Raw genomic sequence first — 25027 nt, forward strand, 5'->3', positions numbered from 1 at the left:
CGAAACCGGTTCCCACTTTCGGCGTCACGCTCTAGGCTCAACGCCCCTCGAGGTTCAAAGGGCCGCCTCCCGCGAGGCGGCCCTTTTTCGTTGACGCCCGCCCGCCGCCGGCGCTCTAGCAACCGCATGGATCCCACCGCCCCTTCCAGTCCGCTCGTCTGGCGCGAGGACGGCCTGCCGCAGTCCAGCCTGTATGGCGACGTCTACTTCTCCAGCGTCGATGGGCTGGCCGAGACGCGGGCGGTGTTCCTGCGCGGCTGCGGCCTGCCGGAACGGTTCGCGGGCCGGCGCGACTTCGTCGTCGGCGAGCTGGGCTTCGGCTCGGGGCTGAACATCGCCGCCCTGCTGGACCTGTGGCGGCGCGAGAAGCCGGACGGCGCGCGCTTGCGGATCTTCTCGATCGAGGCCCATCCGCTGGACCGCGAGGAGGCCGCCCGGATCCTGGCCCACTGGCCCGAACTGGGCGAAGCGTCGCAAGCGCTGCTGGACGCCTGGCCAGGCCGGGCGCGCGGTTTCCACCGGGTGGACCTGCCCGGCTTCGACGCGGTGCTGGACCTGGCCGTGATGGACGTGGTCGAGGCGCTGGAGGCCTGGGACGGCGCGGCCGACGCCTGGTTCCTGGACGGCTTCTCCCCCGCCTTGAACCCCGCCATGTGGCGCGAGGAGGTGCTGGCCGCCGTCGCCGCGCGATCGGCGCCCGGCGCGCGGGCGGCGACCTTCACCGTCGCCGGCGCGGTGCGGCGCGGTCTGCAAGCGGCGGGCTTCGAGATCGCCAAGCGCCCCGGTTTCGGCCGCAAGCGCGAGCGGCTGGAGGCCTGGCTTCCCGGCCAACGCGTGGTCCCCTCGCGTCCCCAAAGCCTGGCGATCATCGGCGGCGGGATCGCCGGCGCCGCGCTGGCGCGGGCGGCGCGGGCCGAGGGCCTTTCCGTCACGGTGATCGACGACCCGGACGGCGTCGCCGCCTCGGGCAATCCCACGGGCCTGGTCACCCCCGCCCTCGACGCCGGCGGCGGCCCGCGCGCGGCGCTGTACGCCCAGGCCCTGGCGCGCGCGACGGCGCTGTACGCCGCCACGCCCGGCGCCGTCGTGGCTCGCGAGGTGCTGCAACTGGCCAACGCCGAGCGCGATCCCGCCCGCTTCGCCGCCGTCGCCCTTCAGGACATCTTCGAGCCCGGCGCCATGACGCCCCTCGATCCGGCCAGGACGGAAGACCGGCTCGGCGAGGCGACGCCAGCGCTCGCCATGGCTTCGGCCCAGGTCGTCGAGCCGCCGACGATCCGCGCCGCCTGGATCGGCGGGACCGTCGCCGCGCGCGTCGCCCAGCTGGAGCGCGACGGCGACGCCTGGCGGCTGCTGGACGCGGCGGGGGGCCTGATCCTGCGCGCCGACGCCGTGGTCCTGGCCGGCGGCGCGGCCAGCGCGGCGCTTGATCCCGCCCTGCCCCTGCGACCGGTGCGGGGCCAGGCCAGCTGGGCCAGCGGCGTCGCGACGCCGGCGCCGGCGCCGGCGGCCTTTGGCGGCTATGCGATCCCGACCCGCGACGGCGTGCTGTTCGGCGCCACCCACGACCGCGACCAGACGGCGACGGATGTGCGGGCCGAGGACCATCTCCGCAACCTCGTCACCCTGGCCAAGGGCCTGCCCCGCCTGGCCCAGCGACTGGAGGGCAAGGCGTTGGAGGGCCGAGCGGCCCTGCGCGCCACCGTGCCCGACCACCTGCCGCTGGCCGGCGCCCGCGCGGACGGCCCTTGGCTGCTGACGGGCCTGGGCTCGCGCGGCCTCTGCCTGGCGCCGCTGCTGGCCGAACACGTGATCGCCGGCCTGCTGGGCGTCCCCTCGCCCCTCCCGCGCCAATTGTCGCACCTGGTGGATCCGGCCCGTTTCGACTCGCTCGCCGAAGCCGCCAGCGTATAGTCGAGCAAGGCTATCGACACGGTTCCATCGACACGCGGCCTGCGCCCTCATACCGGCCGCGTCGCGACGGCCGCCGCCCACTAGGCCCGCCGTCCAGGACGCTCCCGCCCCCATCGGGAGCGTCCTTTCGTTTAAGGCCGTCCCAAGCCAAGGCGCGAAAAAGAAAGGGCCAGCCTCGCGGCCAGCCCTAGCTGTCTGAAGAGAAGAGGGCTGGCCTCGCGGCCAGCCCTCCGGATCTTCCGAACGGAAAACCTTAGAAGTTGATCGACACCGTCGAACGGCGGTTCAGCGGTTCCTTGACGCCATCGCCAGTCGCGACGGCCGGAGCGCTTTCGCCCTTCCAGTCGACGGCCAGGGCCGTGGCGTTGACACCCATGCCCACCAGGCCATCGGCGACGGCCTTGGCGCGGCGTTCCGACAGGCGGCGGTTGTAGGCGTCCGAACCCGAGGTGTCGGTGTGACCCGTCACGACGATCTTGGTCGCGCCGCCACCCTTGGCGTAGTCAGCGGCTTGCTGGACCACGGCCTGGGCTTCCGGCGTCAGGACGTACTGATCGAACGGGAAGTAGACCACGAACTCACGCGACTCGTAGGCCGGAGCGGCCGGCGGCGGAGGAGGCGGCGGCGGGGGAGCTTCAGCCGGCGGAGGGGGCGGCGGGGGCGGAGGCGGGGGCGGCGGGGGCGGCGGCGGCGGGGCGCCGAACGTGTAACGCAGGCCCAGGGTCACCGAGGTGTCCTTGTAGCGGCCCGAGAAGGTGCCGACGTCGGTGATGAAGCCGCCGGCGGGACCGACGTTTTGCGTCACCGAACCCCAGTCGAGCTTGGTGGTGCGCAGGTAGCGGCCGGTCAGGTCCATCGACCAGTTCGGCGCGAAGTTCCAGCCCAGGCCGACGATGCCTTGCATGGCGAACGCCTGATCGACGTCGTCGAAGCTGGCGTTCTGGAAGCGCGCGGCGCCGGTCGGAACGCCCGACAGCTGGCCGTACACCTTGTTGTGAACCCAGGCGGTGCCGACGCCGGCGCCGATGAACGGGTTCAGGCTCGAGTTCGGGGCCATGTCGAAGATGACATTGGCCATCAGGGTCGTGGCCTTCATCTTGCCATCGAGCTCGCCGCACTCCGGAGCGGCGGGGCTACGGACCACGCCGGGGGCGCAGAGGCCGATCGGTTGGCCGGTCGTCGAACCGGCGAGGCCGGCGCCGCGAACGCTCTTGATGTCGTTCGGACGGTAGCCGTACTCGGCTTCAACGCGCCAGTTCGGGGTGAACTTGTAGCCCAGGCGGCCGAAACCGGCCCAGTCCTTGTCGCCGCCGAAGTTCCATTGATAGTTGTTGGTGGACGTGGCCTTGACGTCCTTGGACTCGTGATAGCCGACGTCCGCGCCGACGTACCAACCGCTCGTAGCGCTCTGGGCCAGAGCGCCCGAGGCGGCGCCCAGCGCCACCGTCGCCACGCCGACCAGCAACCGCATCTTCATTTGATATACCCTCTACTTTTCGAATGTCGCGGTCCCGACGTGTCTCAGCGGGACCCACGACGACAAACGCACTCGACCGCGATTTGGGTGTTGCTCGAAAGCAACAGAATGGGGCGAATTGTGAAATTTATGCGGCTCGTCGCCACGATGAGGCAGCGCTTAGCGCCACAGGGACACATCACGCCACTTTTTAAGTGGCTGATATCGCGGACATAATCAGCCTAGCTTGCACGCCCCGGCGGGGTCGAGGACGGGTTGAGGGGAACCAGGAACCCTTTCCTCTGACTCCTGACGATTTCGCGTGAACCGCCGGCCAGCCAAGAGGGCCAGGCGTGAATCCAATCCCGGCGCGGCGCGTTCTGGGAGGCGAGCCGCCGCTCCGGAGTCCTGGCATGCCTTACATCGTCCGCGCCCGCCACCTGCACGGCGGCCACGCCCGCCCCATCGATGAACCCACCGCCGAGGCCGCCGCGGTCGCCTATCTCGAGGCGTTCGGCCACGAGCCGGAGGAGGACGAGAATGGGAACGAGATCGTCAGCCTGATCGTCCGCGACGACGCGAGCGGCCATGAACAGTGCTTCCGGGTCGATCTGAACACGGGCCGGACGGAGCCGTGCGGCTAGCCCGTTAGCCGCGGTGGCCAAAGCCGATCGCCACCAGCAGGAAGCCCGCCACGCACGCGATGACGAAGGCCATGGCGATCAAGATCACGCCCCGGCCGCGTCCCTTGGCCTTGGGCGTCTCGGCGGGATCGCCGCTCATGACCGCCCCCGCGCGCGCGGGGCGACGCGGACGAGGATCGGGAAATGGACCATGCGGATCCTCCTGGCTGAAGACCGAATCCGTTCAGCGCGGATCAGGTTCCCAGGGTCCCGCGAAAGGCCGATGACGACCGACGCGCGCGCCATGGAAAATCCGCCCTCCGCCGCGCACGAACCGCATTGCCGAGACCGCCCCAATAACTCTATCGAACAGCTAGACTAATGATCGAGGATGCGCGGGTCGTCCGTCGGTCTTCCCGGGGGCGTCCATGCGATCCAATCCGAACTCAAGAAAGCGGACCTTCATGGCCGCGGCCAGCGCGCTGGGCGGCATGCTGGCCTTGGCCGGCCCGGCCCCGGCCGCCGAGGCCCCCGGCGCGGCGGACGACAACGCCGTGGACCAGATCGTCATCAGCGCCCGCCGCCGCGAGGAAAAACTCCAGGACGCGCCGATCACGGTCTCGGCCGTCTCGGGCCGGGTGCTGGAGACCGAGCGTCTCGACCGCGTGGCCGACTACGCCGCCAAGATCGCCAATTTCGCGGCCCTGCAGCAGAACGCGCGCGTGTCGACCCTGACCGTCCGAGGCGTGGGCGGCAACGCCAACAGCGACGGCTCCGAAGCCGGGGTTGGCCTGATGGTCGACGGCGTCTTCCTCACCCACCCCGGCTTCTCGTGGCTGGACTTCGTCGACCTGGACCATATCGAGCTGGCCCGCGGCCCGCAGGGCACGCTGCTGGGCAAGAACACCACCGTCGGCGCCCTGGTCGTCACCACCAAGGCGCCGTCGTACGCGCCGGAGGCCATGGTCGGCGTCACCGCCGCCAGCCGCGATCGCCGCCAGCTGCGCGTCAACCTCTCGGGCCCGCTCGTCGCCGACAAGATCGCCGGCCGCCTGACCCTGTACGGCGACACCGGCGGCGGCTGGGTCCGCAACAAGGCCGACGCAAAGCGCTATCTGGACAACCACCGCTGGGCCGTGCGTGGTCAGCTGCTGTTCGATCCCAACACGCGCTTCAGCGACCGCCTGATCGTCGAGCACTACGACACCCGGGAGTACAACAACTACACGCCCGCGGTGGCCGACCCGCTGACCTACGCCAATGGCGCGCCGCGCAACGGCTGGGCGCGCAGGCTGGCGACCGGCTTTGGCTACACGCCGTCCTATGATGTCGAGGACGCCAATTTCGACGCCCAGGCCCGCGCCATCGCGCGGACGGACGGCGTCTCGAACATCGCCACCTTCAAGCTGGGCGACCATGTCCTGACCTCGATCAGCGCCTGGCGGCGGTTCCATTACCGGCCCAACAACGACAGCGACGGCACGCCCTACCCGATCTTCCGCAGCGGCTATGACGTCGACGTCGATCAGTACTCGCAGGAACTGCGCCTGGCCTCGCCAGAGGGCGGCGCCGTCGACTGGCAGACCGGGATCTATCTGCTGAAGCAGGAGGCGCGCAGCAACTACCGCGTCCGCCTGCTCTCGAAGGCCACCGCCTTCTTCGTCTCGCCGCGGCTGCCCGACGCGGTGCTGGAGGGGGTCGAGGGCGACCAGATCGGCGTGGCCGACACCACCAGCGCGGCGATCTTCGCCCACGGAACCTGGCATGCCAGCGATCGGGCCGCCCTGGCCGCGGGCCTGCGCTACACCCACGAGGATCGCGAGGCGTCCAACACCGCCGTCTCGTTCGGCGGCGCGGCCCTGATCGGTCGCCTGGCGCCCTACGCCGCCTATCGCGCGGCCGTTACGGGCCCCGACTACGTCGTGCGGGGCCGGCGCGAGGACGGCTCGCTATCCTGGCTGATCAATCCCTCGTACCGGATCAGCGAGGGCGTCCTGGCCTACGCCAGTCTGAGCTATGGCGAGAAGTCCGGCGCGGCCAATCTGGGCGCCCGGCCGGGCGACCGGATCATCATCGATCCCGAGAAATCCACGGACTACGAGCTGGGCGTCAAGACCACCCTGGCCGGCGGCCGGGCGACCCTGAACGTCAACCTCTATCGCGACACGATCGACGGCTATCAGGCCCCCTACATCGACCCGGCCGGCGCGACCGCTCGCTCCTATCTCGCCAATGTCGGCAAGGTGCGGTTGCGGGGGATCGAGGCCGAGGGCGCCGCCCAGGTCACCCGACGTCTGAACCTGTCGTTCGCCGCCGCCTGGGGCGAGGCGATCTACGTCTCCTATGCCAACGCCCCGCCGCCCGCCGAGCTGACCTACGCCGGCGCCCCGCCCACGGCGGACCTGTCGGGCGAGCAAATGTCGTTCGCGCCGAATCTGACCGGCAATGTCAGCGCGCGGTGGGAGCAGCCGCTGGCCGGCGGTCTTCACCTGTTCGCCTACGCCAACGAGACCTGGCGCGGCCGAAGCGCGCTGACCCCGCTGTCGGCCTACGCCCGCCAGAGCGGCTACGCCCTGACCAACGCCGGCGTCGGCCTGCGCGGCCAGGGCGACCGCTGGTCGGCGACGCTGTGGGCCAAGAACCTGTTCGACAAGCGCTATGCCATCGGCTTCGCCGGCGCGACGTCCATCACGCCCTACGCCGCGATCCTGGGCGACCCGCGCACGGTCGGCGTGACGCTGACGGCGAGGCCGTTCTAGACAGCGCTTCACGAGCGCATGGCCGATCCGCGTTCGCGTGGCGCATCTCAGGCCAAATAAATTATCGCGATAACAATTATTGCGCTTGACGTGGGCGATGGGCGGGCGCAGATAGATATCACGATAACAAATATCACAGCAAATCACACCGAGGAGCCACCCATGTTGAAGTCCATCCTGCTCTCCACCGTCCTGGCCGCGGCCGCCACGGCGTCGGCCTTCGCTCAACCCACCGCGCCGGCGGTGAAGAATGTCGTCCTCGTGCACGGCGCCTTCGCCGACGGCTCGGGGTGGCGCGGCGTCTACGACCAGCTCACCGCCGACGGCTACAAGGTGAGCATCGTGCAGAACCCGCTGTCTTCGCTGGAAGACGACGTCGCGGCCACCAACCGGGTCATCGCGCGGCTGGACGGCCCGGTGATCCTGGTGGGCCACTCCTACGGCGGCGCGGTGATCAGCCAGGCCGGTGACAACCCCAAGGTCGCGGGCCTGGTCTACGTCGCGGCCTTCGCGCCGGACGTCGGCCAATCGGTGCTGGACCAGTACGCGGATATCCCGCCGCCGCCCAACTTCCAGCCCCAGGAAACCCCGGATGGCTTCGCCTTCCTCAAGGCCGAAACGTTCCGCGCGGGCTTCGCGGCCGATCTCTCCGAGAAGGACGCGGCCTTCCTACAGGCCTCGCAAAATCCCGTGGCCATGGCCGCGCTGAGCGCCAAGCTGACGGTCGCCGCCTGGAAGACCAAGCCGAGTTGGGCCGTGGTCGCGACCGAGGACGGCGCCATCGCGCCCGAGCTCCTGCGCAAGACCGCCCGTCGCATCGGCGCCAAGGCCACCGAGGTGAAGGGCAGCCACGTCGTCTTCGCGTCCCAGCCCAAGGCGGTGGCCGCGGTGATCGAAGCGGCGGCCCGGGGCGTCGTCAGCAAGTAGCCTTCATCGAGAAGCCCGAGCCCTTGGCTCGACAATTGGAAAGAGCAAGCCATGCGCAAGATCCTGGGCGTCGCCCTGGCCACCGCCTTCATCGGCTCGGCGACGCTCGCCGCGCCCAACCCGCCGCGTCCGGCCGTCGAACGCACCGACCTGCAGCGTCACGACCTGTCGATCCCCGGGCATGAGACGGTGCAGGCCCGCATCGATATCGCGCCCGGCGCCACCGCCCCCTGGCACCGCCATCCCGGCGAGGAGGTCATCTACGTGCTCGAGGGGGTGCTGGAGTATCAGCTCGAAGGCAAAAGCCCCGTGACCTTGCGGGCCGGGGAGGTGCTGTTCGTGCCGTCGGGCGTCGCGCACAAGGCGCGCAATCCCGGAACGACGAACGGCGCCGAGCTGGCGACCTACATCGTCAAGAAGGGCAGGCCGCTAGTGGAGCCCGCTCCGGAGGTCGCTGGATCTCGATAGTCGCTCGGCCTGACCAGATCCGTCGTTCGCCGCGTTCTAGAAGCGGACGACGGATCCAAGCCCGTCGAAACCAGCGGCGACGCTCGCCCCACCGACGCAACTGGCCGAGACCTGAAAGGGCAGGCTCCCAGGAGCGCTAGCTCGCCAACCGGACTTTCAACACGCCCGCTTCCGAGCGCGCCAGATCAGCCTTGCCGCCCACGCGACGCACGCCGGGCCGAAGCGAGCCTAGGGCTCGCCGACGATCAGAAAGACTGAGGGAGGATGGTGGACGCGACAGGGATTGAACCTGTGACCCCTACGATGTCAACGTAGTGCTCTCCCGCTGAGCTACGCGTCCGCCGAAGCGATCCGAAGCGCCTTCGTGAAGACGTCCCGGCCGGGAAGGTGTGGGGGTATAGCGGCGGCTTGGCCGGCGCGCAAGCCGCCCCCAAAACTTTTTCGGGTGGTTTTTTAGGCGGCCATCATCTTCTCCACCTCGGCGACCAGGTCGCGCAGGTGGACGGGCTTGGATAGCACCTTGGAGCCGGCCGGCGCGCGGTCTTGCGCCGACAGGGCCACGGCGGCGAAGCCGGTAATGAACATGATGCGCAGGCCCGGGTCGCGCGCGGCGGCCTGGCGGGCCACCTCGATGCCGTCCATGCCGGGCATGACGATGTCGGTCAGCAGCAGGTCCCAGTTGGTGTCGAGGTGCTGGACGGCTTCCTCGCCGTCCGCGCAGGCCGTCACTTCGAATCCGGCGCGTTCCAGCGCGCGGGCCAGGAAGCCGCGGAGGGAGTCGTCGTCTTCGGCGAGAAGGATGCGGGCCATGAGGTCACGTGTCCTGAAGATTAAGAAGTCGTAGCTTCCGACCACCTTAGCAAGTTCAGCGTAAATCGGGGATGAACCTAAACGTCGCGGCTGTGGACGGATCGGTTGGCGGCTTGATCCTCGACAAATCGCCATTTGACCCTGGGGGCGCGCGCTTCGATGATGGGCCATGAGCGTTGCGCGGCCGATCGTGTCCGAGAAGCTGGAAACCCTGACGGGACAAGCCTTCGATGTGCTGCGCGCGGCGCCGGCCGGCGCGCCGCCGCCGACGGCGCTGGTCTTCGCCTCGCCGCATTCGGGCGGGGTCTATCCGCCAGACATGGTCGAAGCCGCCCGCCTGCCCGTCGAAACGCTGCGCGCCTCGGAGGACGCTTTCGTCGATCGGATCATCGCCGGCGCCCCCGCCCTGGGCGCGTCCGTGATTCTCGCCCGCCTGGCCCGCGCCTATGTCGACCTGAACCGCGAGCCCTGGGAGCTGGACCCGGCGATGTTCGACGAGGACCTGCCGGACTACGCGCATGGCCGCACCGCGCGCGTGGCGGCGGGGCTGGGGGCGATTCCCCGGATCGCCGGCGAGGGCCGGCCGATCTACGCCCGCAAGCTGACCTTCGCCGAGGCCCGCGACCGGATCGAGCTGGCCCACCGCCCCTATCACGACGCCCTGGACCGCCAGCTGGCGGCGGCGCGCGCCGCGCATGGGTCGGCGATCCTGATCGACTGGCACTCGATGCCCGCCGCCGCCGCGCGCGGCGTTCGAGGCCGGGGCGGATCCTGCGACATCGTGCTGGGCGACCGCTTCGGCGCGGCCTGCTCGCCCAAGCTGACCGCCCTGGTCGAGCGCGAGCTGGAAGCCCTGGGCTATCGCGTCGCCCGCAACGCGCCCTATGCCGGCGGCTACACCACCGAGCACTATGGCCGCCCGGCCAAGCGCACCCACGCCCTGCAGATCGAGATCAACCGCGCGCTCTATATGGACGAGGACACGCGCGAGCCCACCGAGGGCCTGGAGAAGCTGACCGCCGACGCCGAGACCCTCACCCGGGCCTTGGCCGCGATGGATGTGGCTGAGCTGAAGTAGCTCCCAAGAAACCTCTCTCTTTGAGAGAGGGAGGGGCCCATGCGAAGCATGGGAGGGTGAGAGGTTTCGCGGTCGACGGCGAACCTCGGAACTTTCAGATCAAAGCTTTCGGAAGCGGGCTTGGCATCGCGGATTCGCGGCGGGCTTGGACGCTCAAGCCGGGCGGGTCCGTAACCTCTCACCCTCCCACGTCTTCGGCGCGGGCCCCTCCCTCTCTCAAAGAGAGAGGGTTTCACATCCCCGAACCCCTCCGAACCCGGCGCGTTGTCATGGATCAACGACGCCCGCGGCCGCTTGGGCCAAAAAAAAAGCCCGGCGAAACCGCCGGGCTAGTTCATTAGGGAGGAAACGCCCAGGAAGGGCAGAAGCGGCAGCGCCGCCTCACGGGATTGTTTATAGGGTGCGACGCAAAATTGGGCAAGCGGAAAATTGCGGTTCAATTCCTATTTTTTTGAGGGGGATTGGAGCAACGCCTTATGCGACAAGGGTTACCTAGGGTCGCCAAAAGATAGTGCATCATTTTTAGTCATGCTGCGCCGCACAATTCGTTACGACTGAAACCGTCTCTGCCGAGAACATCACGCAAAGCCAAGTCCGGTAAGGGTTTGGTGATGACACCGGTTACCAGCGACAAAGCATTCCGAGCGTCAGGGGTGGATAAATCGTGCGCGGTCGCGTAAAAGCCGCGCGCCTGACGCTTGACGCGTCATCCCGTATTCTTCCCGCCCAGATCTCCCGAAAGTCCGTCCGTTCCCATGAACATGCGAAATATCGCCATCATCGCGCACGTCGATCATGGCAAGACCACCCTCGTCGACCAGCTGCTGGCTCAGTCCGGCGTGTTCCGCGCCAACGAAGCCACGACCGAACGGGCGATGGACTCCAACGACCAGGAGCGTGAGCGCGGCATCACCATCCTGGCCAAGTGCACCTCGGTGCTCTGGAACGGTGAGGCGGGCGAAACCCGCATCAACATCATCGACACCCCCGGCCACGCCGACTTCGGCGGCGAGGTCGAGCGCATCCTGGGCATGGTGGACGGCTGCGTCCTGCTGGTCGACGCCGAGGAAGGCGTCATGCCGCAGACCAAGTTCGTGCTGACCAAGGCGCTGAAGATGGGCCTGCGCCCGATCCTCTGCATCAATAAGGTCGACCGCGCCCACGCCGATCCGGACCGCGTGCACAACGCAGCGTTCGACCTGTTCGCCGCCATCGGCGCCACGGACGAGCAGCTGGACTTCCCGCACATCTACGCCTCGGGCCGCGCCGGCTGGGCCACGCTGGACCTGAACCAGCCCAGCGACACGCTCGCCCCGCTGTTCGACCTGATCGTGCGCCACGTGCCGCCGCCCAAGGTCGCCGAGAACAAGGACAAGCCGTTCCAGATCCTGAACGTGCTGATCGAAAGCGACCCGTTCCTGGGCCGCCTGCTGACCGGCCGCATCGAGAGCGGCAAGGCCGTCCCCGGCATGGCCATCCACGCCCTGGACCGTAACGGCAACGAGATCGAGCGCGGCCGCATCACCAAGGTGCTGGCCTTCCGCGGCCTGAAGCGCCAGCCCGTCGACGAAGGCGCCGAGGCCGGCGACATCGTCGCCATCGCCGGCATGAGCAAGGCCACCGTGGCCGACACGCTGTGCGCCATGGAAGTCACCGACGCCCTGCCCGCCCAGCCGATCGACCCGCCGACCATCTCGATGACCGTCTCGGTCAACGACAGCCCGCTGGCCGGCCGCGAAGGCGACAAGGTCCAGTCGCGCGTCATCCGCGACCGCCTGCTGAAGGAAGCCGAGAGCAACGTGGCCATCCGCGTCACCGAGACCTCGGAAAAGGACGCCTATGAAGTCGCCGGCCGCGGCGAACTGCAGCTGGGCGTGCTGATCGAGAACATGCGCCGCGAAGGCTTCGAGGTGTCGATCAGCCGTCCGCGCGTGGTGTTCCAGACCGATCCGGAAACCGGACAGCGCCTGGAGCCGATGGAAGACGTGATGATCGACGTGGACGACGAGTTCACCGGCATCGTCATCGAAAAGCTGTCGGCTCGTAAGGCCGAGCTGAAGGACATGGGTCCGTCGGGCGCGGGCAAGACCCGCATCACCCTGCTGTCGCCGTCGCGCTCGCTGATCGGCTATCAGGGCGAGTTCCTGACCGACACCCGCGGTTCGGGCGTGCTGAACCGCGTGTTCAGCCACTACGAGCCGCACAAGGGCCCGATCGACCAACAGCGCAAGGGCGTGCTCGTCTCGAACTCGGATGGTGAAACCGCCGCCTACGCGCTGTGGAACCTGGAAGAGCGCGGCGTGATGTTCGTCGGCGCCGGCGAGAAGACCTACCAGGGCATGATCATCGGCGAGAACAGCCGCTCGGACGACCTGGACGTCAACCCGATGAAGGCCAAGCAGCTGACCAACGTCCGCGCCTCGGGCAAGGACGAATCGATCCGCCTGACCCCGCCGCGCCGCATGACCCTCGAACAGGCGATCGCCTACATCGAGGACGACGAGCTGGTCGAAGTGACCCCGAAGAACATCCGCCTGCGCAAGCAGCAGCTGAACCCCTCGTTCCGCAAGAAGCGCACGAAGGAAGACTAGAGCCTTCCGACGCGTCGCGTCGAACTGGACCAAGGCCGTCGCCCAGGCTGGGCGGCGGCCTTTTTTCTTGGCGCGCATCCCCGATGGGGCACGCCGCGCCCGTCGCCGTCTTTCGGTCACGACCGGCGGTCAGTCTCTCCGCCCGCCTTCATCGATGACGGAGCACAGTCATGCGTAAGATCGCCCTCGCCCTCGTGGCGCTCTCGACCCTCGCCGCGGCCTCCGGAGCGCTGGCCCAGGCCAAGCCCGCCGGCAAGTTCATCCACCCGGCCGACACCAACAAGGACCAGAAGATCGACAAGGCCGAGTGGGTGAAATACGGCCAGCCCGCCGCCGACTTCGCCAAGGCCGACGCCAACAAGGACGGCGGCGTCGATGGCCCCGAGTTCGTGAACTTCGCGCACCCGGAACTGGCCAAGCCCAAGTCCTGATCCCTGGACGTCGCTCGACGAGACGAGCGCCGTTTTTCCATCGGCGGGCGCGCGGCCGCCAGCGAACACGTGACCGCGCCAAAGCGGCATCGATAATTATCGATTGACAGAAACTTTTTTCTGCAAAACTGTGGCGTGAGGAGACGCGCCATGGCGAATGTTTTGCGATTGAAGCCGCTCTACCGACCTCCGCCCCCTCGGCCGGAAAGCGCGGCCCAGCGCCGCGTGCGCCTGGGTAGCCGCGCGGCGGTGTGGCTGTTCACGGGCCTCTTTTCCTTATCCAGCGCGGTTCTGGTCGCGGCGATCGCCATCATGCTGTTCTACAAGGGCGAGCTGGTCCGGATCGGCCCCGACAATTGCTATATCGGCGAGGGGCCGGCCAACTCGGTGGCGTTCGGCTCGCTGCCGCTAGTCCACCGCCTGGTCTATGTCGGCGTGGGCGTCGTTCGGGCCGCGCCCATACTGATGATCTTCTGGAGCCTTCGAGCGCTGTTCGCCGGCTACCAGCGGGGCGAGGTGTTCTCCGCGTCGGCCGCCCGCCGCTTCGGCGTGGTCGGCGCCTGGCTGTGCGCCTACGCCCTCTCGCCGCTCATTTGCCATCTCTTCCTGTCCGCGACCGGCTACGAGATCGACAAGAACTGGGCGCACATGGCCAGCCTGCAGGCGTTCGTCCTGGGCCTGCTCGTCTTCGTCGTCGGACAGGTCATGCAGGTCGGCCGAGAGATTGAAGAGGACCGGGAGGCCTTCGTCTGATGCCGATCATCCTTCGCCTCGACGTCATGCTAGCCCGCCGGAAGGTGCGCTCGAACGCCCTGGCCCGCGCCATCGGCATCACCGACGCCAATCTCTCCCTGCTCAAATCCGGCAAGGTGAAGGGCGTCAAGTTCGAGACCCTGGCCGCCATCTGCGACGTCCTGAACTGCCAGCCAGGCGACATCCTCGAATACCTGCCCGAACAACCGCCCGACGTCGTGGGCGAAGAGACCAGACGCGCCAGCTAACCGCGCCCTTTTTCGGAGACAAGGTCATGAAACTTTCAACGCCCGTTCGGGCGATCGCGATCGGCTGCGCGCTGGCCTGGGCCACTCTGGCGCGCGCCGGCGCCGGATTCGTCGCGGTTCCCGATGGCAAGCTCGCGTACGAGACCTGCGGCGCGGGCCCAACGACCGTCGTGCTGCTTCACGACGGCATCCTGCACTCGGTGGCCTACGACGACATCTGGCCCACGCTCTGCCAGCGCTTCAAGGTGATCCGCTATGATCGGCGCGGCTATGGCGCCTCGCCACCCGCCGACCAGCCCTATCGTCCCGTCGACGACCTCGCCGTCGTGATGAAGACCCTGGAGGTCAAGCACGCCGTCCTGGTCGGCTCGTCCTCGGGGTCCGGCCTGGCCGTGGACTACGCCCTGGCGCACCCCGAACAGGTCGATCGCCTGGTCCTGGTGGGCCCCTGGATCAGCGGCTTCGACGCCTCGTTCGGCTTCATCTTCCGCGCGCTGAAGCTGCTGACCCTGTACAAGCTTGGGCTGACGGACAGCGTGGCGCGCGACCCCTACATCCTGACCAAGTCCGCCGCGCCGCAGCGCGAACGGCTCAAGGCGATCCTCAAGGCCTATCCAGGCAACCTCACGGCAGGGACGCGCGAGCTGCCGCCCAGCTCGCCCGCCAGGCCGCGCCTGGGAGACATCCATGTTCCGACCTTGATCCTCGTGGGCGAGGTGGACATCAAGGACGTGCAAGAACAGGCCAAGGCCCTGGAGGCCGCCATCCCCGGCGCGCGGCGCGAGGTCGTCCCGAAGACAGGGCACCTGATGTATCTGGAGCGCCCCAAGGCGTTCGCCGAACGCGTGACACGTTTCATCGATCAATAGGGCCGCGTCGGCCGAGCCGCCTGTTGTTGACACGGCGGCTTTTTTCTCCGGAGGACCTCGAAGCGGCGGCGCTGGCCCACTTACGGGTTTAGGCGCGGTCACACTTAACCGCCAATTTACATAAACGACGGATATCTCTTCGCTTGGGGAGCGGACCGCCCCCGGGGGATCAGGGCACTTGCGTTCCACGATCAGCTTCGTCGGTCGAGAAACGACCGCGCTTTTGTATAGGATGCTGCCCGCCTTGCCCGAGGCGATGGCTGGCCGTGTCCGCATGGAGCAGGTGCAGAGCATCCTGCGCATGACGCCCGTCATGATGGGCGCCAACATCATCATCGCCATACTGGTCGCCTTCGCGGGACAAGGCAGTCCGCACGCGGACAGCTTGACGCTCTGGGCCTGCGCGGTGGTCGCCTACGCCCTGCTGGGCCTGCGCGGCTGGGTCGCCTCCCAGCGCCGGCGAAGCGCCAACCAGGTCGTCTCCGCGCGCGGCGTGCGCCGCGTCACCTGGCAGGCGGGCCTGCTGGGCCTGCTGTGGGCCGTCCTGCCGATCATGACCATGCCGGCCAAACAAGGCTTCCAGGGCTCGATGCCGATGATGGTCGCCTCGGTGATCGCCGGCATGATCGGCTGCGGCGGCTTCGCCCTTCTGACCCTGCCGGCCGCGGCCATCGCCTATTCGACGCCGATGGCGCTGGGCGCGCTGTGGGCCCTGTCGACCAGCCACGACCCGATTCTCTACGCCCTGGGCGGCCTCTTGATCTTCTGCCACGCCGTCGTCGTGGCCTCGTGCCTGTCGCACGCCCGGATCTTCGTCGACCGCCTGATCGCGTCCGAAGAGCTGGAGACCCAGCGCCAGGTCGTCAGCCTGCTGCTCAGCGACTTCGAGGAAGGCGCCAGCGACTGGCTATGGGAGGTCGACGCCCTTGGCCGCCTGACCTACGTCTCCGAGCGCATGGTCGCCGCGGCCGGCGTCGAGAAGGCCAAGCTTCTGGGCCAGCCGATGTCGGACCTGTGCGGCGCGGCCGAGGGCCCCGACGGCCCGGTCGCGGCCCTCTCGGCCCTGTTCGTCGAACAGAAGACCTTCCGCGACGTCGTGGTCTCGATCGAGGTCGGCGAGGAGACCCACTGGTGGTCGCTGTCGGCCAAGCCCGTCCACGACCTGGATGGCCACTTCACCGGCTTCCGCGGCGTTGGCGCCGACATCACCCAGGCCCGCGAGGATCAGGCCCGCATCTCGCGCCTGGCCCACTACGACGTCCTGACCCAGCTGCCCAACCGCCTGTCGTTCCTGCAGGCCCTGAGCCGCGCCTGGACCGAGCACGGCCGCGCCGACCGCGAACCGCGCGGCGCCGGCTGCGCCGTGCTGTGCCTGGACCTCGACCACTTCAAGGGCGTCAACGACAGCCTGGGCCATCCGATCGGCGACGACCTTCTGGTCCAGGCCTCGGCCCGCCTGCGCGACCGCGTCGGCGCGCACATCGGCGAGAGCGGCCTGGTCGCTCGCCTGGGCGGCGACGAGTTCGCCGTCGTCGTGGCCCCCTCGCCGGGCGCCGAGGCCCTGGGCGAGCTGGCCCGCGACATCGTCGAAAGCCTGTCGCGCCCCTACGACGTGCGCGGCAACCATGTGCTGATCGGCGCCAGCATCGGCATCGCCGAGGCCCCGCTGCACGCCGATGACCCCGATGGCCTGCTGAAGAACGCCGACCTGGCCCTGTACCAGGCCAAGGGCGACGGGCGCGGCGCCTATCGCTTCTTCGAGACCTCGATGGATCTGTGGATCCAGCAGCGCCGCGAGCTGGAGATGGACCTGCGCGACGCGCTGGAGAACAACGAGCTGAAGCTGTTCTTCCAGCCGCTGATCGGGCGCGAGGCCGGCCTGGTCACCGGCTTCGAGGCGCTATTGCGCTGGCAGCACCCGCGTCGGGGCCTGGTCGCGCCGGGCGAGTTCATCGAGTGCGCCGAGCAATGGGGCCTGATCGGCGAGATCGGCGAATGGGTGCTCAACGAAGCCTGCCGCACGGCGGTCGGCTGGCCCGCGCCCATGACCGTGGCCGTCAACCTCTCGCCGCACCAGTTCGTGTCCGGCGATCTGGTCGCCCAGGTGCGCAAGGCCCTGAAGACGTCGCGCCTGGCGCCGGCGCGCCTGGAGCTGGAGATCACCGAGGGCCTGCTGCTGCAGGACAGCGCCAAGATCCTGAAGCAACTGTCGGAACTGAAGAAGCTGGGCGTGAAGATCGCCATGGACGACTTCGGCACCGGCTATTCCAGCCTCTCGTACCTGTGGCGGTTCCCGTTCGACAAGATCAAGATCGACCGCTCGTTCGTGGCCGAGATGCAGGACAACCCGGCCATCGCCGACATCCTGCGCACCATCGCCCTGCTGGGCCGGACCTTGAACCTCGAGGTCACCGCCGAGGGCGTCGAGACCGTCGACCAGGCCCGGCTGCTGGCGGAGATGCGCTGCGACCACTTCCAGGGCTTCCTGTACGGCCGCCCGATGCCCGTCGGCGACATCCCCAGCTTCCTGCTGACCGCCACGGCGCGGCGGATGCGGGGCTGGGACCTCGGCGACGACTGGGACGAGGGTGAGGAAAGCTTCGGCTAGCGCCGACCTAGCGCTTGCGGACCAGACCCAGCAGCCACAGCAGGATGACCGCGCCCAGCGTCGAGATGAGCAGGCTGCCCAGCAGTCCGAACATGTGGATGCCCAGCAGGCCGGCCACGAACGAACCGAGCAACGCGCCGACCAGGCCGACGATCAGATTGGTCAGCAGACCGTGATCGCGCTTCATGATCTTCTCGGCGATCCAGCCGGCCAGAATCCCGATGATGATCGCCCCGATGAAGCCGACGCCGTTCATGATGTTGCACTCCGCATGGTGAGCCTCGTCAATGCGCGAGCTTGGCTTCTGGTTCATCCGCGGCCGCCGAGAGGCTAACCACCCCCATGGTCCATCCCGTCTTCGACAACCTGCCGACCACGATCTTCGAGCGCATGAGCGGCCTGGCCCGCCAGCACGGCGCGATCAATCTCGGCCAGGGCTTTCCGGACGACCAGGGCCCCCTGCCCGTCCGCGAGGCCGCGGCGCGGGCGTTGATCGAGGGGTCGAACCAGTATCCGCCGATGCGCGGCCTGCCCGAGCTGCGCGCCGCCGTCGCGGGGCACTACGCTCGGACGCAAGACCTCTCGCTGGATCCGGACACCGAGATCACCATCACCTCCGGCGCGACCGAGGCCCTGGCCGCGGCGTTCCTGTCGCTGATCACGCCCGGCGACGAGGTCGTGCTGTTCCAGCCGCTGTACGACGCCTACCTACCTTTGGTGCGCCGCGCGGGCGGCGTCCCGAAGCTGGTCCGCCTCTCCCCGCCGGATTGGCGCTTTGACCGCGAGAGGCTCGAAGCCGCCTTCTCGCCGCGCACGAGGATGGTGGTGCTGAACAGCCCCCTGAATCCGGCCGGCGTCGTGACGCCCGACCAGGACCTGGCCCTGCTGGCCGAGTTTTGCGTCCGCCATGACGTCATCGCCGTCTGCGACGAGGTCTGGGAGGCCGTGGTGTTCGACGGTCGCCGCCACCGCCCGCTGATGACCTTCCCCGGCATGCGCGAGCGGACGGTCAAGATCGGCTCGGCCGGCAAGCTGTTCGGCATGACCGGCTGGAAGGTCGGCTTCCTCTGCGCCGCCCCGCCCCTGACGCGCGCCCTGGCCGCCGCCCACCAGTTCCTGACCTTCACCACCCCGCCCAACCTGCAGGCGGGCGTGGCCTGGGGCCTAACGCACCACCGCGCCTGGTTCGACGAGATGCCGGCCGCCCTCCAGCGCTCGCGCGACCGCCTGACCGCCGGCCTGCGCGCGGCGGGCTATGTCGTGCTGGAGAGCCAGGGGACCTATTTCCTGAACGTCGACCTCGCCGCCTCGGGGATCGCGCTGGACGATGTGGCCTTCTGCGAACGCTGCGTCGCCGACTTCGGCGTGGCGGCGATCCCGGTGTCGGCGTTCTTCGCCGAAAATCCGGTCACGACCGTCGTCCGCCTCTGCTTCGCCAAATCCGACGCGACCCTCGACGCCGCCGTCGAGCGCCTGGCGGCGGCGCGGGAGGCGATGGCGGATTAGCCGTCGAGGAAGTCGCAGGCCGTGGCGGGCGCCGCCGGATCCAGCGTAAGCGTCTGGTAGCGCGCCGTTCCCGCGCCCCGCGGCAGGAAGTTGATCCGCCGCTCGCCGTCCGCCGAGCGGACAATCAGGTCGTAGGGCCGCGTCGAGTCGCCGCTGCTACCCGAGACCTTCCGCACGATGACCATGCCGTCGCGCAGGCCGGCGCGAAAGGCCGCGCTGTCGGGCTTTATCGCGGTGACCCAAAGCAGCCCGTCCGCGCCCGGACGGGGCTCGAAGCCCAACTCGAAGCTCGGAACCGTGACTGTCTCCAGCGTCCCGCAGGGGGCGAACACCGCGCCCGGCAGATCGATCGCCTCGCCCCGGTCGATATAGCGGGCCACGTCCGCGCCGACGTCGACTCCGGCCTTGGCCATGGTCGCGACGAAGAGGTCAGTCAGGGGCGCGTCGGGCTGCTCGCGGAAAGCCTCGGCCTGCGCCCGGATCACCGCGTCCAGGCTCTTGCCCTCCTGGCGCAACCGCCAGTCCCACAACGCCGCCAGCATGGCGCCGCGCTGATAGGGGATCCTTTCCGCGTCGGGGTCGCTCCAGAACGCCTTGGCGGCCTCGGCCCCGCCCATGGTCCTGGCCGACGAGACCCCGTAGGCGCGGAACATGTCGTTCCAGGCGTCCGCGAACCGCGCCGACGAGGTCAGCCCCGCGCGTCTCATCAAGCGGCGGGCGTAGAAGTCGGTGAAGCCTTCGCTGATCCAGTAGCCCTCCGGCCCGATTGGCCGTCCCAGGCGAACAGGGTTCCAGCCATGGAAAATCTCGTGAGCCAGATAGGCGCGCAGATCCGCCAGAGTCATGCCCTGGGTGGCGATCATGGCGAAGGCGTCGGCTTTCCCGACGCCCGAGAACGCCTGAGCCGCGCCCGGCGCGGAACTGGACGCGGCGACGAAATAGGGCGTGGTCGGATCGTCGCGGAAGAACGCCCGCTCGATGGCGACGATCCCCGCCAGGTCGGCGGCCAGCGTCGCGTCCGCGAAGGCATGGCGTCCACGGATCGCCAGGCGGACGGGGCCGCGGCTCACGACTCTCAGGTCGCGACCGCCGATCAGTAAGCCCCGCGTCGGATCGAACCCCGTCCGGCCGTCGAGGTTGGAGGCGTGGCCGAAACCCGCAGGCCAATTCCGCCAGACGAGCGTCGTCGCCGCTCCCTCCCTTCCCTCGACGGTCGCGAGGGCGCTGGCCCCGTCGATGAAGAACCAGTCGGGCCTGATCCAGGGCGCCTCGGGATAGCCGTCAGTGTCCGTCGGCTCATGATCGAGGCTCGAAACGATCCGATAGCGAACGGTGACGCGCGCGCCAGGCTTAGACCTGACCACCCGCTCGGCGTCGTCGCCCTCTAGCCGCGCGCCCTCGGCGCCCAATCCTCGCAAGCCTCGCCAGAGCTCGGAGCGGCTCATGTTCCGATGTGGCAGCTCCAGCCTGGTCACGCCGCTGGCGTCGGTCTGGAACCGCAGCGCCACGGCGATCTCCTTCAGCGCTCCAGTCTCGAACACCGGCGAGATCTCGTAGACGATCGGGGTTGGAGGGGGCGTCGCGGCGGCGACGGAGGCGATGGCGAGGGCGGCGGCTACCGAAACCCCGAACACAACGCGCCGCATCCGTCCTCCCCCCACGCCAACCTGGCGTGGAGCTTCGCGCGCGCGCCCCGGGCGCGCAAGCGACTACCCCGCCGTCTCGCGCGTGCGCGTCAGGCAGCGGTCCATCGCCGACAGCAGGTTGCGCAGGTCGATCGGCTTGGCGACGTGGGCGTCGCAGCCGGCGTCGAGGCAGGTCTTGATCTGGGCCGACATCACGTCGGCGGTCAGGGCGATCACCGGCAGGCGGTGCAAGCGTGGGTCCAGGCGCAGGCGGCGCGTGGCCTCCAGCCCGTCCAGCACCGGCATGTTCACGTCCATCAGCACGAGATCGATCGGCCGCTGGGCCAGGATATCCAGCGCCACCTGGCCGTTCTCGGCCTCGACCAGCTCGCAGTCGAACGGCTCGAGGAACAGGCGGATGACGCGGCGATTGACCGGATGGTCGTCAACCACCAGCACCCGCCGGCCATGCAGGGCGGCGAAGCCCTCGGCGGCCTCGGCGGCGGCCTCGGCGCCGACCGCCGGCTCGATCGGTTCGGCCGGGTCGACCAGCATCTCGATCGTGAAGATCGAGCCGCGCCCCTCCTCGCTTTCGACCTTGATCTCGCCGTGCATCATCTTGACCAGACGACGCGTGATGTTCAGGCCCAGGCCCGTGCCGCCGAAGTTGCGGGTCGTCGAGGCGTCGGCCTGGGTGAAGGGGCTGAAGAGCTTGGCGATCGTCTCCTGGCTCATGCCGATGCCGGTGTCCGAAACCCGCAGCCGCACGCGCACGCGGCCGCTATCCTCCGGATAGCAGGCGAGGCCAACCTCCACCTTGCCCTCGGTGGTGAACTTCAGGGCGTTGGAGACCAGGTTGGTCAGGCACTGGCGCACGCGCACGCCGTCGAACATCAAGGGACCCGGCGCCTCGCTCTCCAGCCGGAACGCCAGGGCCACCCCCTTCTCCCGAGCGGTGGGCTGATAGCCGCCGACCAGGCGCGCGCAACTGCCGACGAGGTCGCCCGTGGTCGGGGCGATCTCCAGCTTGCCGGCCTCGATCTTGGACAGGTCGAGAATGTCGTTCAGCAGCACCAGCAGGGTGTCGCCGCTGTCGAGGATCAGGTCGATCTGCTCGCGTTGCTCCGGCGTCAGCGTGTCGGTGCGCAGGGCCTGGGCCAGGCCCAGCATGCCGTTCAGCGGCGTGCGCAGCTCGTGGCTCATCACCGCCAGGAAGGCCGACTTGGCCTGGTTGGCGGCCTCGGCGCGCTCCTGGGCGCCCTTCAGACGGCGCGAGGCGCGTCGCTGGTGCAGCGCCCAGCCGACGCCGCCGGCCACCAGCACCGCCAGCAACAGGGCGATAACGGCCGAGGCTCGCACCAGGCTGCGCGACAGGCGCACCTGCTCGGCCAGACGCCGGCTCTCGTCGCGCTTGGCGCGCAGCTCGCCGTCCAGGGCCGCGGACATCTCGGCGACGTTGCGGGCGTGTTGCCGGGCCACGCGCAAGGCCTCGGCCTTGCGCCAGGCGTCCAGCTCGCGGAAAGCCTGGGTCGAGCGGCCCTCGGCCTGATCGATATAGGCCTTGATCAGAGCCTCGGCGGCCAGGTCGCGCGGCCCCAGCGCGTCGGGGAGCGCCTGCATCCGCTGAAGGTCGGCGCGCGCCGCCGACGCCTGGCTCAGCTGGGCCTGGGCGGTCGCGCGCAGGCCCAGCATGACCACCTGCAGCCGCCGCTCGGGCCGGTCGATCAGCGTCTTGGCTTCGGCCAGGCAGTCCAGCACCTGTCGAGGCCGGTCGGCCAGGTTGGCGATCTTGGCGCAGAGATAGCGATCCCAGGTCAGCAGGTCCGCGTTGCCCGAACTGGCCACCCATTGATGGTGGAGGGCCGCGAAGCCCCGCGCCTGATCCAGCGCGCCCAGATCGGCGGCGGTGTAGGCGATGTCGTAGAGCCGCTCGACCTTGCGGATGAAGAAGACGTCGCGCTCGTCCATCTCGGCCGCCCGGGCCATGTGGTCGAGCGCGCCTTCCTTGTCGCCCATGTCGGCCAAGGTGTAGCTGTGGATCTGGTGCAGCTCGGCCAGGACCGGATGGGCGATCTCGCCGGCGCGCTCGGCCTCGTTGGTCAGCTCGGTCGCCAGACGGGCCGCTTCGCGCCAGCGCCCCACCTGACCCAGGTGCCGCACCCGCTCGATACCGGCCATCAGGCGGATATCGGGCCCCGAGCGGTCCATGAACCGGCGCCAGTCGGCCTCGGTGAAGGCGCGGAAGCCTTGCGTCTCGTGGCGGAGGGCGATGGATTGAAGATCCACCAGGGCGGTCAGGGCCGCGTCGCCGTCGCGGCGCGCCGCTGTTCCGAACCGCTGGGCCCAGGGATCGAAACGGCGCCGAACCTGGTTGCTCTTATAGGCGTAAAGGACCCGCCAGGCGTCATAAAGCCGCTGGCGGTCGCGCTCTCGCAACGCGGCCTCGCCGGCGCGCTCGACGTCCTGGTTATCCGAGGTCGGACGGACCGCGCCGACGCCGATCGTCCGGCTCAACTGCTCCAGACGCTGGTCCAGGGGCGCGCCCGGCTGAGCCTGGACGGCACCCGCCGCCAAGGTCCCCAGCAGGACGAATGAAATCAACAAACGCCGCACGACGGCTCCCCGGAATCCGGGGCCACGTTTCGCGGGAACTGATGTAGGAGGCGTTAAGTCTATGGTCCCGCGGACGGCGTCAGATCGTCGCCCCGCCGTCCACGACCAGCGCCTGTCCGGTCATGAAACTCCCCGCCTTCGAGGCCAGGTAGACCGCCGCCCCCGCCAGCTCGTCCGGCTCGCCGATCCGGCGCAGCGGCACGCCCTGGGTGGAGCGCTTCAGGGTCTCGGGATTCTCCCACAGCGCCCGGGCGAAGTCGGTGCGGATCAGGCCGGGCGCGATGCAGTTGACCCGCACGTTGTCCGGACCGAACTCGTGCGCGAGGTTGCGCGCCAGCTGGAAGTCGGCGGCCTTGGAGATGTTGTAGGCGCCGATGATCGCGTTGCCGCGCAGGCCGCCGATCGACGAGACGATGATGATCGCGCCGTCCTTCCGCGCCCGCATCTCCGGCGCGGCCATGCCGATCAGCCAGTGGTTGCTGATGATGTTGTTGTCCAGGATCTTGCGGAACTGGTCGTCGGCGATCCCCTCCATCGGGCCGTAATAGGGATTGCTGGCGGCGTTGCAGACGCAGATGTCGACCTGGCCGAACGCCTCGCGGGTCTTGTCGACGAGGTTTCGCAGCTCATCCTTCGAGGCGATGTTGGCCGGGACCGCGATGGCCGTTCCCGCGCCATGCTTGGCGTTGATCGCCGCGGCGACCTCTTCGCAGGGGCCGGCCTTGCGCGAGGAGATCACCACCTTGGCCCCGTGCTCGGCCATCCGCTCGGCGATCGCCTTGCCGATCCCGCGCGAGGACCCGGTGATGATCGCCACCTTGCCGGAAAGGTCGAAGAGGCTCATGGCGCGCTCCCTAAACGTTTGTTTGAATTGTGGGCACAGTGCGGCGGGGCGCGGCGAGGGTCAAGCGAGGTTCGCGCGCTGTACGGATCCATACTCCCGCCCTCCTGGGCCTTGTGCCCAGGACCCATGCTGACGGCGGGCTCCGATTGCGAAGCGAGGCGAAATTGAAAGGCCTATGGCGCCGCCTGAACCTCCGAGACGCGGAACGATGGGTCCTGGGCACAAGGCCCAGGAAGGCGGGGAGTTTTCGCTGCGTTAGATTTTTCTCGCGCTCCCTGTCGGCCCTCGCGCCAGCGCCGCGTCCTTGAGGCAAGATCGACCCAAACCTGGAGACGCGCCATGCCGCTCGACACCGCCCCCGCCGCCCCAAAGAACGAGGAACAAGACCTGGACCTCGTCCTGGAGCGGATCATCGATGTTCCGCGCGAGACGCTCTACCAGTGCTGGACCTCGCCCGAGCTGCTGGCCCAGTGGTTCTGTCCCAAGCCCTGGTACGTCTCGGACGTGCGTCAGGACGTCCGCACCGGCGGCAACAGCTACCTTGTCATGAACGGCCCCAACGGCGAGCGCATGCCGCAGCCGGGCGTCTTTCTGGAAGTGGTCCCGAACGAGAAGCTGGTCTTCACCGACGCCTTCACCGAGACCTGGAAGCCTTCCGCCAAGCCGTTCATGGTCGGCATCGTCACCTTCGAGGACCTGGGCGGCGGCAAGACCCGCTACCGCGCCGTGGCTCGCCACTGGACGGCCGAGGACCGCGACAACCACGAGAAGATGGGCTTCCACGAGGGCTGGGGCGTCGCGGCGGACCAGCTGACGGCCCTGGCCAAGACGCTCTAGCGCAATTACGAATGTAAGAAATCGCTTGACGCCCAACCCCGCCCCTCGAGACTACCTCCGTAAACAC

Annotated in this window: 21 protein-coding genes and 1 tRNA gene; 14 read left to right on the forward strand and 8 right to left on the reverse strand. The window is 68.9% G+C overall.

Annotation, left to right across the window (positions count from 1 at the left end; genetic code table 11):
- Window positions 1-126: 126 nt before the first annotated feature.
- The gene (mnmC2, locus tag J2728_RS02565; protein ID WP_309995945.1) at window positions 127-1914 is read left to right on the forward strand and encodes a tRNA (5-methylaminomethyl-2-thiouridine)(34)-methyltransferase MnmC2; all 1788 of its coding nucleotides are present in this window, start codon (window positions 127-129) and stop codon (window positions 1912-1914) included.
- A gap of 253 nt (window positions 1915-2167) precedes the next feature.
- On the opposite strand, the gene J2728_RS02570 is transcribed toward mnmC2, so the two are convergent.
- Entirely contained in the window at window positions 2168-3391 is a 1224-nt protein-coding gene (locus J2728_RS02570) for an OmpA family protein (protein WP_309995948.1), read from the reverse strand.
- 392 nt (window positions 3392-3783) lie between these two features.
- Between J2728_RS02570 and J2728_RS02575 the strand changes: the two genes are divergently transcribed.
- Window positions 3784-4014 carry a DUF5961 family protein gene (locus tag J2728_RS02575; RefSeq protein ID WP_309995950.1) on the forward strand — a complete coding sequence of 77 codons (231 nt, stop codon included), beginning with the start codon at window positions 3784-3786 and terminating at the stop codon, window positions 4012-4014.
- Between the two features lie 4 nt (window positions 4015-4018).
- Here the strand turns inward: J2728_RS02575 and J2728_RS02580 are convergent, their stop codons facing one another.
- Complete coding sequence (locus J2728_RS02580) at window positions 4019-4153, reverse strand: hypothetical protein (protein WP_309995952.1); 135 nt, start codon at window positions 4151-4153, stop codon at window positions 4019-4021.
- 304 nt (window positions 4154-4457) lie between these two features.
- On the opposite strand from J2728_RS02580, the gene J2728_RS02585 reads away from it, so the two are divergent.
- From J2728_RS02585 to J2728_RS02595, 3 genes are all read left to right on the forward strand, one after another.
- A complete protein-coding gene (locus J2728_RS02585; protein WP_309995955.1) occupies window positions 4458-6752 on the forward strand; it encodes a TonB-dependent receptor in 2295 nt (764 codons plus the stop codon).
- 162 nt (window positions 6753-6914) lie between these two features.
- Window positions 6915-7679: an alpha/beta fold hydrolase gene (locus tag J2728_RS02590; protein WP_309995958.1), complete on the forward strand. Its 765-nt coding sequence runs from the start codon at window positions 6915-6917 to the stop codon at window positions 7677-7679.
- Between the two features lie 51 nt (window positions 7680-7730).
- The gene (locus J2728_RS02595) at window positions 7731-8147 is read left to right on the forward strand and encodes a cupin domain-containing protein (RefSeq protein WP_309995960.1); all 417 of its coding nucleotides are present in this window, start codon (window positions 7731-7733) and stop codon (window positions 8145-8147) included.
- A gap of 265 nt (window positions 8148-8412) precedes the next feature.
- On the opposite strand, the gene J2728_RS02600 is transcribed toward J2728_RS02595, so the two are convergent.
- A tRNA-Val gene (locus tag J2728_RS02600) sits at window positions 8413-8487 on the reverse strand.
- A gap of 113 nt (window positions 8488-8600) precedes the next feature.
- The gene (gene cpdR / locus J2728_RS02605) at window positions 8601-8957 is read right to left on the reverse strand and encodes a cell cycle two-component system response regulator CpdR (RefSeq protein ID WP_066681226.1); all 357 of its coding nucleotides are present in this window, start codon (window positions 8955-8957) and stop codon (window positions 8601-8603) included.
- Window positions 8958-9126: 169 nt separating this feature from the next.
- Here cpdR and J2728_RS02610 point away from each other — a divergent pair, with 169 nt between their 5' ends.
- The 7 genes from J2728_RS02610 (at window position 9127) to J2728_RS02640 (ending at window position 17535) form a co-directional block, all read left to right on the forward strand.
- Window positions 9127-10035, forward strand: a complete 909-nt coding sequence (locus J2728_RS02610) for an N-formylglutamate amidohydrolase (RefSeq protein WP_309995963.1) — start codon at window positions 9127-9129, stop codon at window positions 10033-10035.
- A gap of 755 nt (window positions 10036-10790) precedes the next feature.
- Entirely contained in the window at window positions 10791-12626 is a 1836-nt protein-coding gene (gene typA, locus J2728_RS02615) for a translational GTPase TypA (protein ID WP_309995965.1), read from the forward strand.
- A gap of 170 nt (window positions 12627-12796) precedes the next feature.
- Entirely contained in the window at window positions 12797-13057 is a 261-nt protein-coding gene (locus tag J2728_RS02620; protein ID WP_309995968.1) for an EF-hand domain-containing protein, read from the forward strand.
- A 150-nt stretch (window positions 13058-13207) separates the two neighbouring features.
- Window positions 13208-13810, forward strand: coding sequence for a DUF2975 domain-containing protein (locus J2728_RS02625; RefSeq protein WP_309995971.1), 603 nt, complete (start codon window positions 13208-13210; stop codon window positions 13808-13810).
- Window positions 13810-14058 (forward strand): helix-turn-helix domain-containing protein, encoded by a 249-nt coding sequence (locus tag J2728_RS02630; protein WP_309995973.1) that lies wholly within the window; start codon window positions 13810-13812, stop codon window positions 14056-14058. The genes J2728_RS02625 and J2728_RS02630 overlap by 1 nt, the downstream gene beginning before the upstream one ends.
- A gap of 26 nt (window positions 14059-14084) precedes the next feature.
- A complete protein-coding gene (locus J2728_RS02635; RefSeq protein ID WP_309995976.1) occupies window positions 14085-14927 on the forward strand; it encodes an alpha/beta fold hydrolase in 843 nt (280 codons plus the stop codon).
- Window positions 14928-15159: 232 nt separating this feature from the next.
- A complete protein-coding gene (locus J2728_RS02640; RefSeq protein ID WP_309997554.1) occupies window positions 15160-17535 on the forward strand; it encodes a putative bifunctional diguanylate cyclase/phosphodiesterase in 2376 nt (791 codons plus the stop codon).
- A 7-nt stretch (window positions 17536-17542) separates the two neighbouring features.
- Here the strand turns inward: J2728_RS02640 and J2728_RS02645 are convergent, their stop codons facing one another.
- On the reverse strand, window positions 17543-17791 hold the full coding sequence (locus J2728_RS02645) for a GlsB/YeaQ/YmgE family stress response membrane protein (RefSeq protein ID WP_309997555.1): 249 nt from the start codon (window positions 17789-17791) through the stop codon (window positions 17543-17545).
- An 86-nt stretch (window positions 17792-17877) separates the two neighbouring features.
- Here J2728_RS02645 and J2728_RS02650 point away from each other — a divergent pair, with 86 nt between their 5' ends.
- On the forward strand, window positions 17878-19041 hold the full coding sequence (locus tag J2728_RS02650) for an aminotransferase (protein WP_309995979.1): 1164 nt from the start codon (window positions 17878-17880) through the stop codon (window positions 19039-19041).
- On the opposite strand, the gene J2728_RS02655 is transcribed toward J2728_RS02650, so the two are convergent.
- From J2728_RS02655 to J2728_RS02665, 3 genes are all read right to left on the reverse strand, one after another.
- Window positions 19038-20687, reverse strand: coding sequence for a M61 family metallopeptidase (locus J2728_RS02655; RefSeq protein ID WP_309995981.1), 1650 nt, complete (start codon window positions 20685-20687; stop codon window positions 19038-19040). The genes J2728_RS02650 and J2728_RS02655 overlap by 4 nt on opposite strands.
- 63 nt (window positions 20688-20750) lie before the next feature.
- Window positions 20751-23279 carry an ATP-binding protein gene (locus tag J2728_RS02660; protein WP_309995984.1) on the reverse strand — a complete coding sequence of 843 codons (2529 nt, stop codon included), beginning with the start codon at window positions 23277-23279 and terminating at the stop codon, window positions 20751-20753.
- A gap of 79 nt (window positions 23280-23358) precedes the next feature.
- Window positions 23359-24123 (reverse strand): SDR family oxidoreductase, encoded by a 765-nt coding sequence (locus J2728_RS02665; RefSeq protein ID WP_309995985.1) that lies wholly within the window; start codon window positions 24121-24123, stop codon window positions 23359-23361.
- A gap of 339 nt (window positions 24124-24462) precedes the next feature.
- On the opposite strand from J2728_RS02665, the gene J2728_RS02670 reads away from it, so the two are divergent.
- Window positions 24463-24960, forward strand: a complete 498-nt coding sequence (locus tag J2728_RS02670; RefSeq protein WP_309995988.1) for an SRPBCC family protein — start codon at window positions 24463-24465, stop codon at window positions 24958-24960.
- The last annotated feature ends 67 nt before the right edge of the window (window positions 24961-25027 follow it).

It is taken from the genome of Caulobacter segnis (assembly GCF_031454995.1).
Taxonomy (GTDB): Bacteria; Pseudomonadota; Alphaproteobacteria; order Caulobacterales; family Caulobacteraceae; genus Caulobacter; species Caulobacter segnis_E.

Excerpts from the sequence above, each read along its gene's own strand:
- mnmC2 (WP_309995945.1), top strand. The coding sequence starts at position 127 with ATGGATCCCACCGCCCCTTCCAGTCCGCTCGTCTGGCGCGAGGACGGC.
- J2728_RS02570 (WP_309995948.1), bottom strand. The coding sequence starts at position 3,391 with ATGAAGATGCGGTTGCTGGTCGGCGTGGCGACGGTGGCGCTGGGCGCC.
- J2728_RS02575 (WP_309995950.1), top strand. The coding sequence starts at position 3,784 with ATGCCTTACATCGTCCGCGCCCGCCACCTGCACGGCGGCCACGCCCGC.
- J2728_RS02580 (WP_309995952.1), bottom strand. The coding sequence starts at position 4,153 with ATGAGCGGCGATCCCGCCGAGACGCCCAAGGCCAAGGGACGCGGCCGG.
- J2728_RS02585 (WP_309995955.1), top strand. The coding sequence starts at position 4,458 with ATGGCCGCGGCCAGCGCGCTGGGCGGCATGCTGGCCTTGGCCGGCCCG.
- J2728_RS02590 (WP_309995958.1), top strand. The coding sequence starts at position 6,915 with ATGTTGAAGTCCATCCTGCTCTCCACCGTCCTGGCCGCGGCCGCCACG.
- J2728_RS02595 (WP_309995960.1), top strand. The coding sequence starts at position 7,731 with ATGCGCAAGATCCTGGGCGTCGCCCTGGCCACCGCCTTCATCGGCTCG.
- cpdR (WP_066681226.1), bottom strand. The coding sequence starts at position 8,957 with ATGGCCCGCATCCTTCTCGCCGAAGACGACGACTCCCTCCGCGGCTTC.
- J2728_RS02610 (WP_309995963.1), top strand. The coding sequence starts at position 9,127 with ATGAGCGTTGCGCGGCCGATCGTGTCCGAGAAGCTGGAAACCCTGACG.
- typA (WP_309995965.1), top strand. The coding sequence starts at position 10,791 with ATGAACATGCGAAATATCGCCATCATCGCGCACGTCGATCATGGCAAG.
- J2728_RS02620 (WP_309995968.1), top strand. The coding sequence starts at position 12,797 with ATGCGTAAGATCGCCCTCGCCCTCGTGGCGCTCTCGACCCTCGCCGCG.
- J2728_RS02625 (WP_309995971.1), top strand. The coding sequence starts at position 13,208 with ATGGCGAATGTTTTGCGATTGAAGCCGCTCTACCGACCTCCGCCCCCT.
- J2728_RS02630 (WP_309995973.1), top strand. The coding sequence starts at position 13,810 with ATGCCGATCATCCTTCGCCTCGACGTCATGCTAGCCCGCCGGAAGGTG.
- J2728_RS02635 (WP_309995976.1), top strand. The coding sequence starts at position 14,085 with ATGAAACTTTCAACGCCCGTTCGGGCGATCGCGATCGGCTGCGCGCTG.
- J2728_RS02640 (WP_309997554.1), top strand. The coding sequence starts at position 15,160 with ATGCTGCCCGCCTTGCCCGAGGCGATGGCTGGCCGTGTCCGCATGGAG.
- J2728_RS02645 (WP_309997555.1), bottom strand. The coding sequence starts at position 17,791 with ATGAACGGCGTCGGCTTCATCGGGGCGATCATCATCGGGATTCTGGCC.
- J2728_RS02650 (WP_309995979.1), top strand. The coding sequence starts at position 17,878 with ATGGTCCATCCCGTCTTCGACAACCTGCCGACCACGATCTTCGAGCGC.
- J2728_RS02655 (WP_309995981.1), bottom strand. The coding sequence starts at position 20,687 with ATGCGGCGCGTTGTGTTCGGGGTTTCGGTAGCCGCCGCCCTCGCCATC.
- J2728_RS02665 (WP_309995985.1), bottom strand. The coding sequence starts at position 24,123 with ATGAGCCTCTTCGACCTTTCCGGCAAGGTGGCGATCATCACCGGGTCC.
- J2728_RS02670 (WP_309995988.1), top strand. The coding sequence starts at position 24,463 with ATGCCGCTCGACACCGCCCCCGCCGCCCCAAAGAACGAGGAACAAGAC.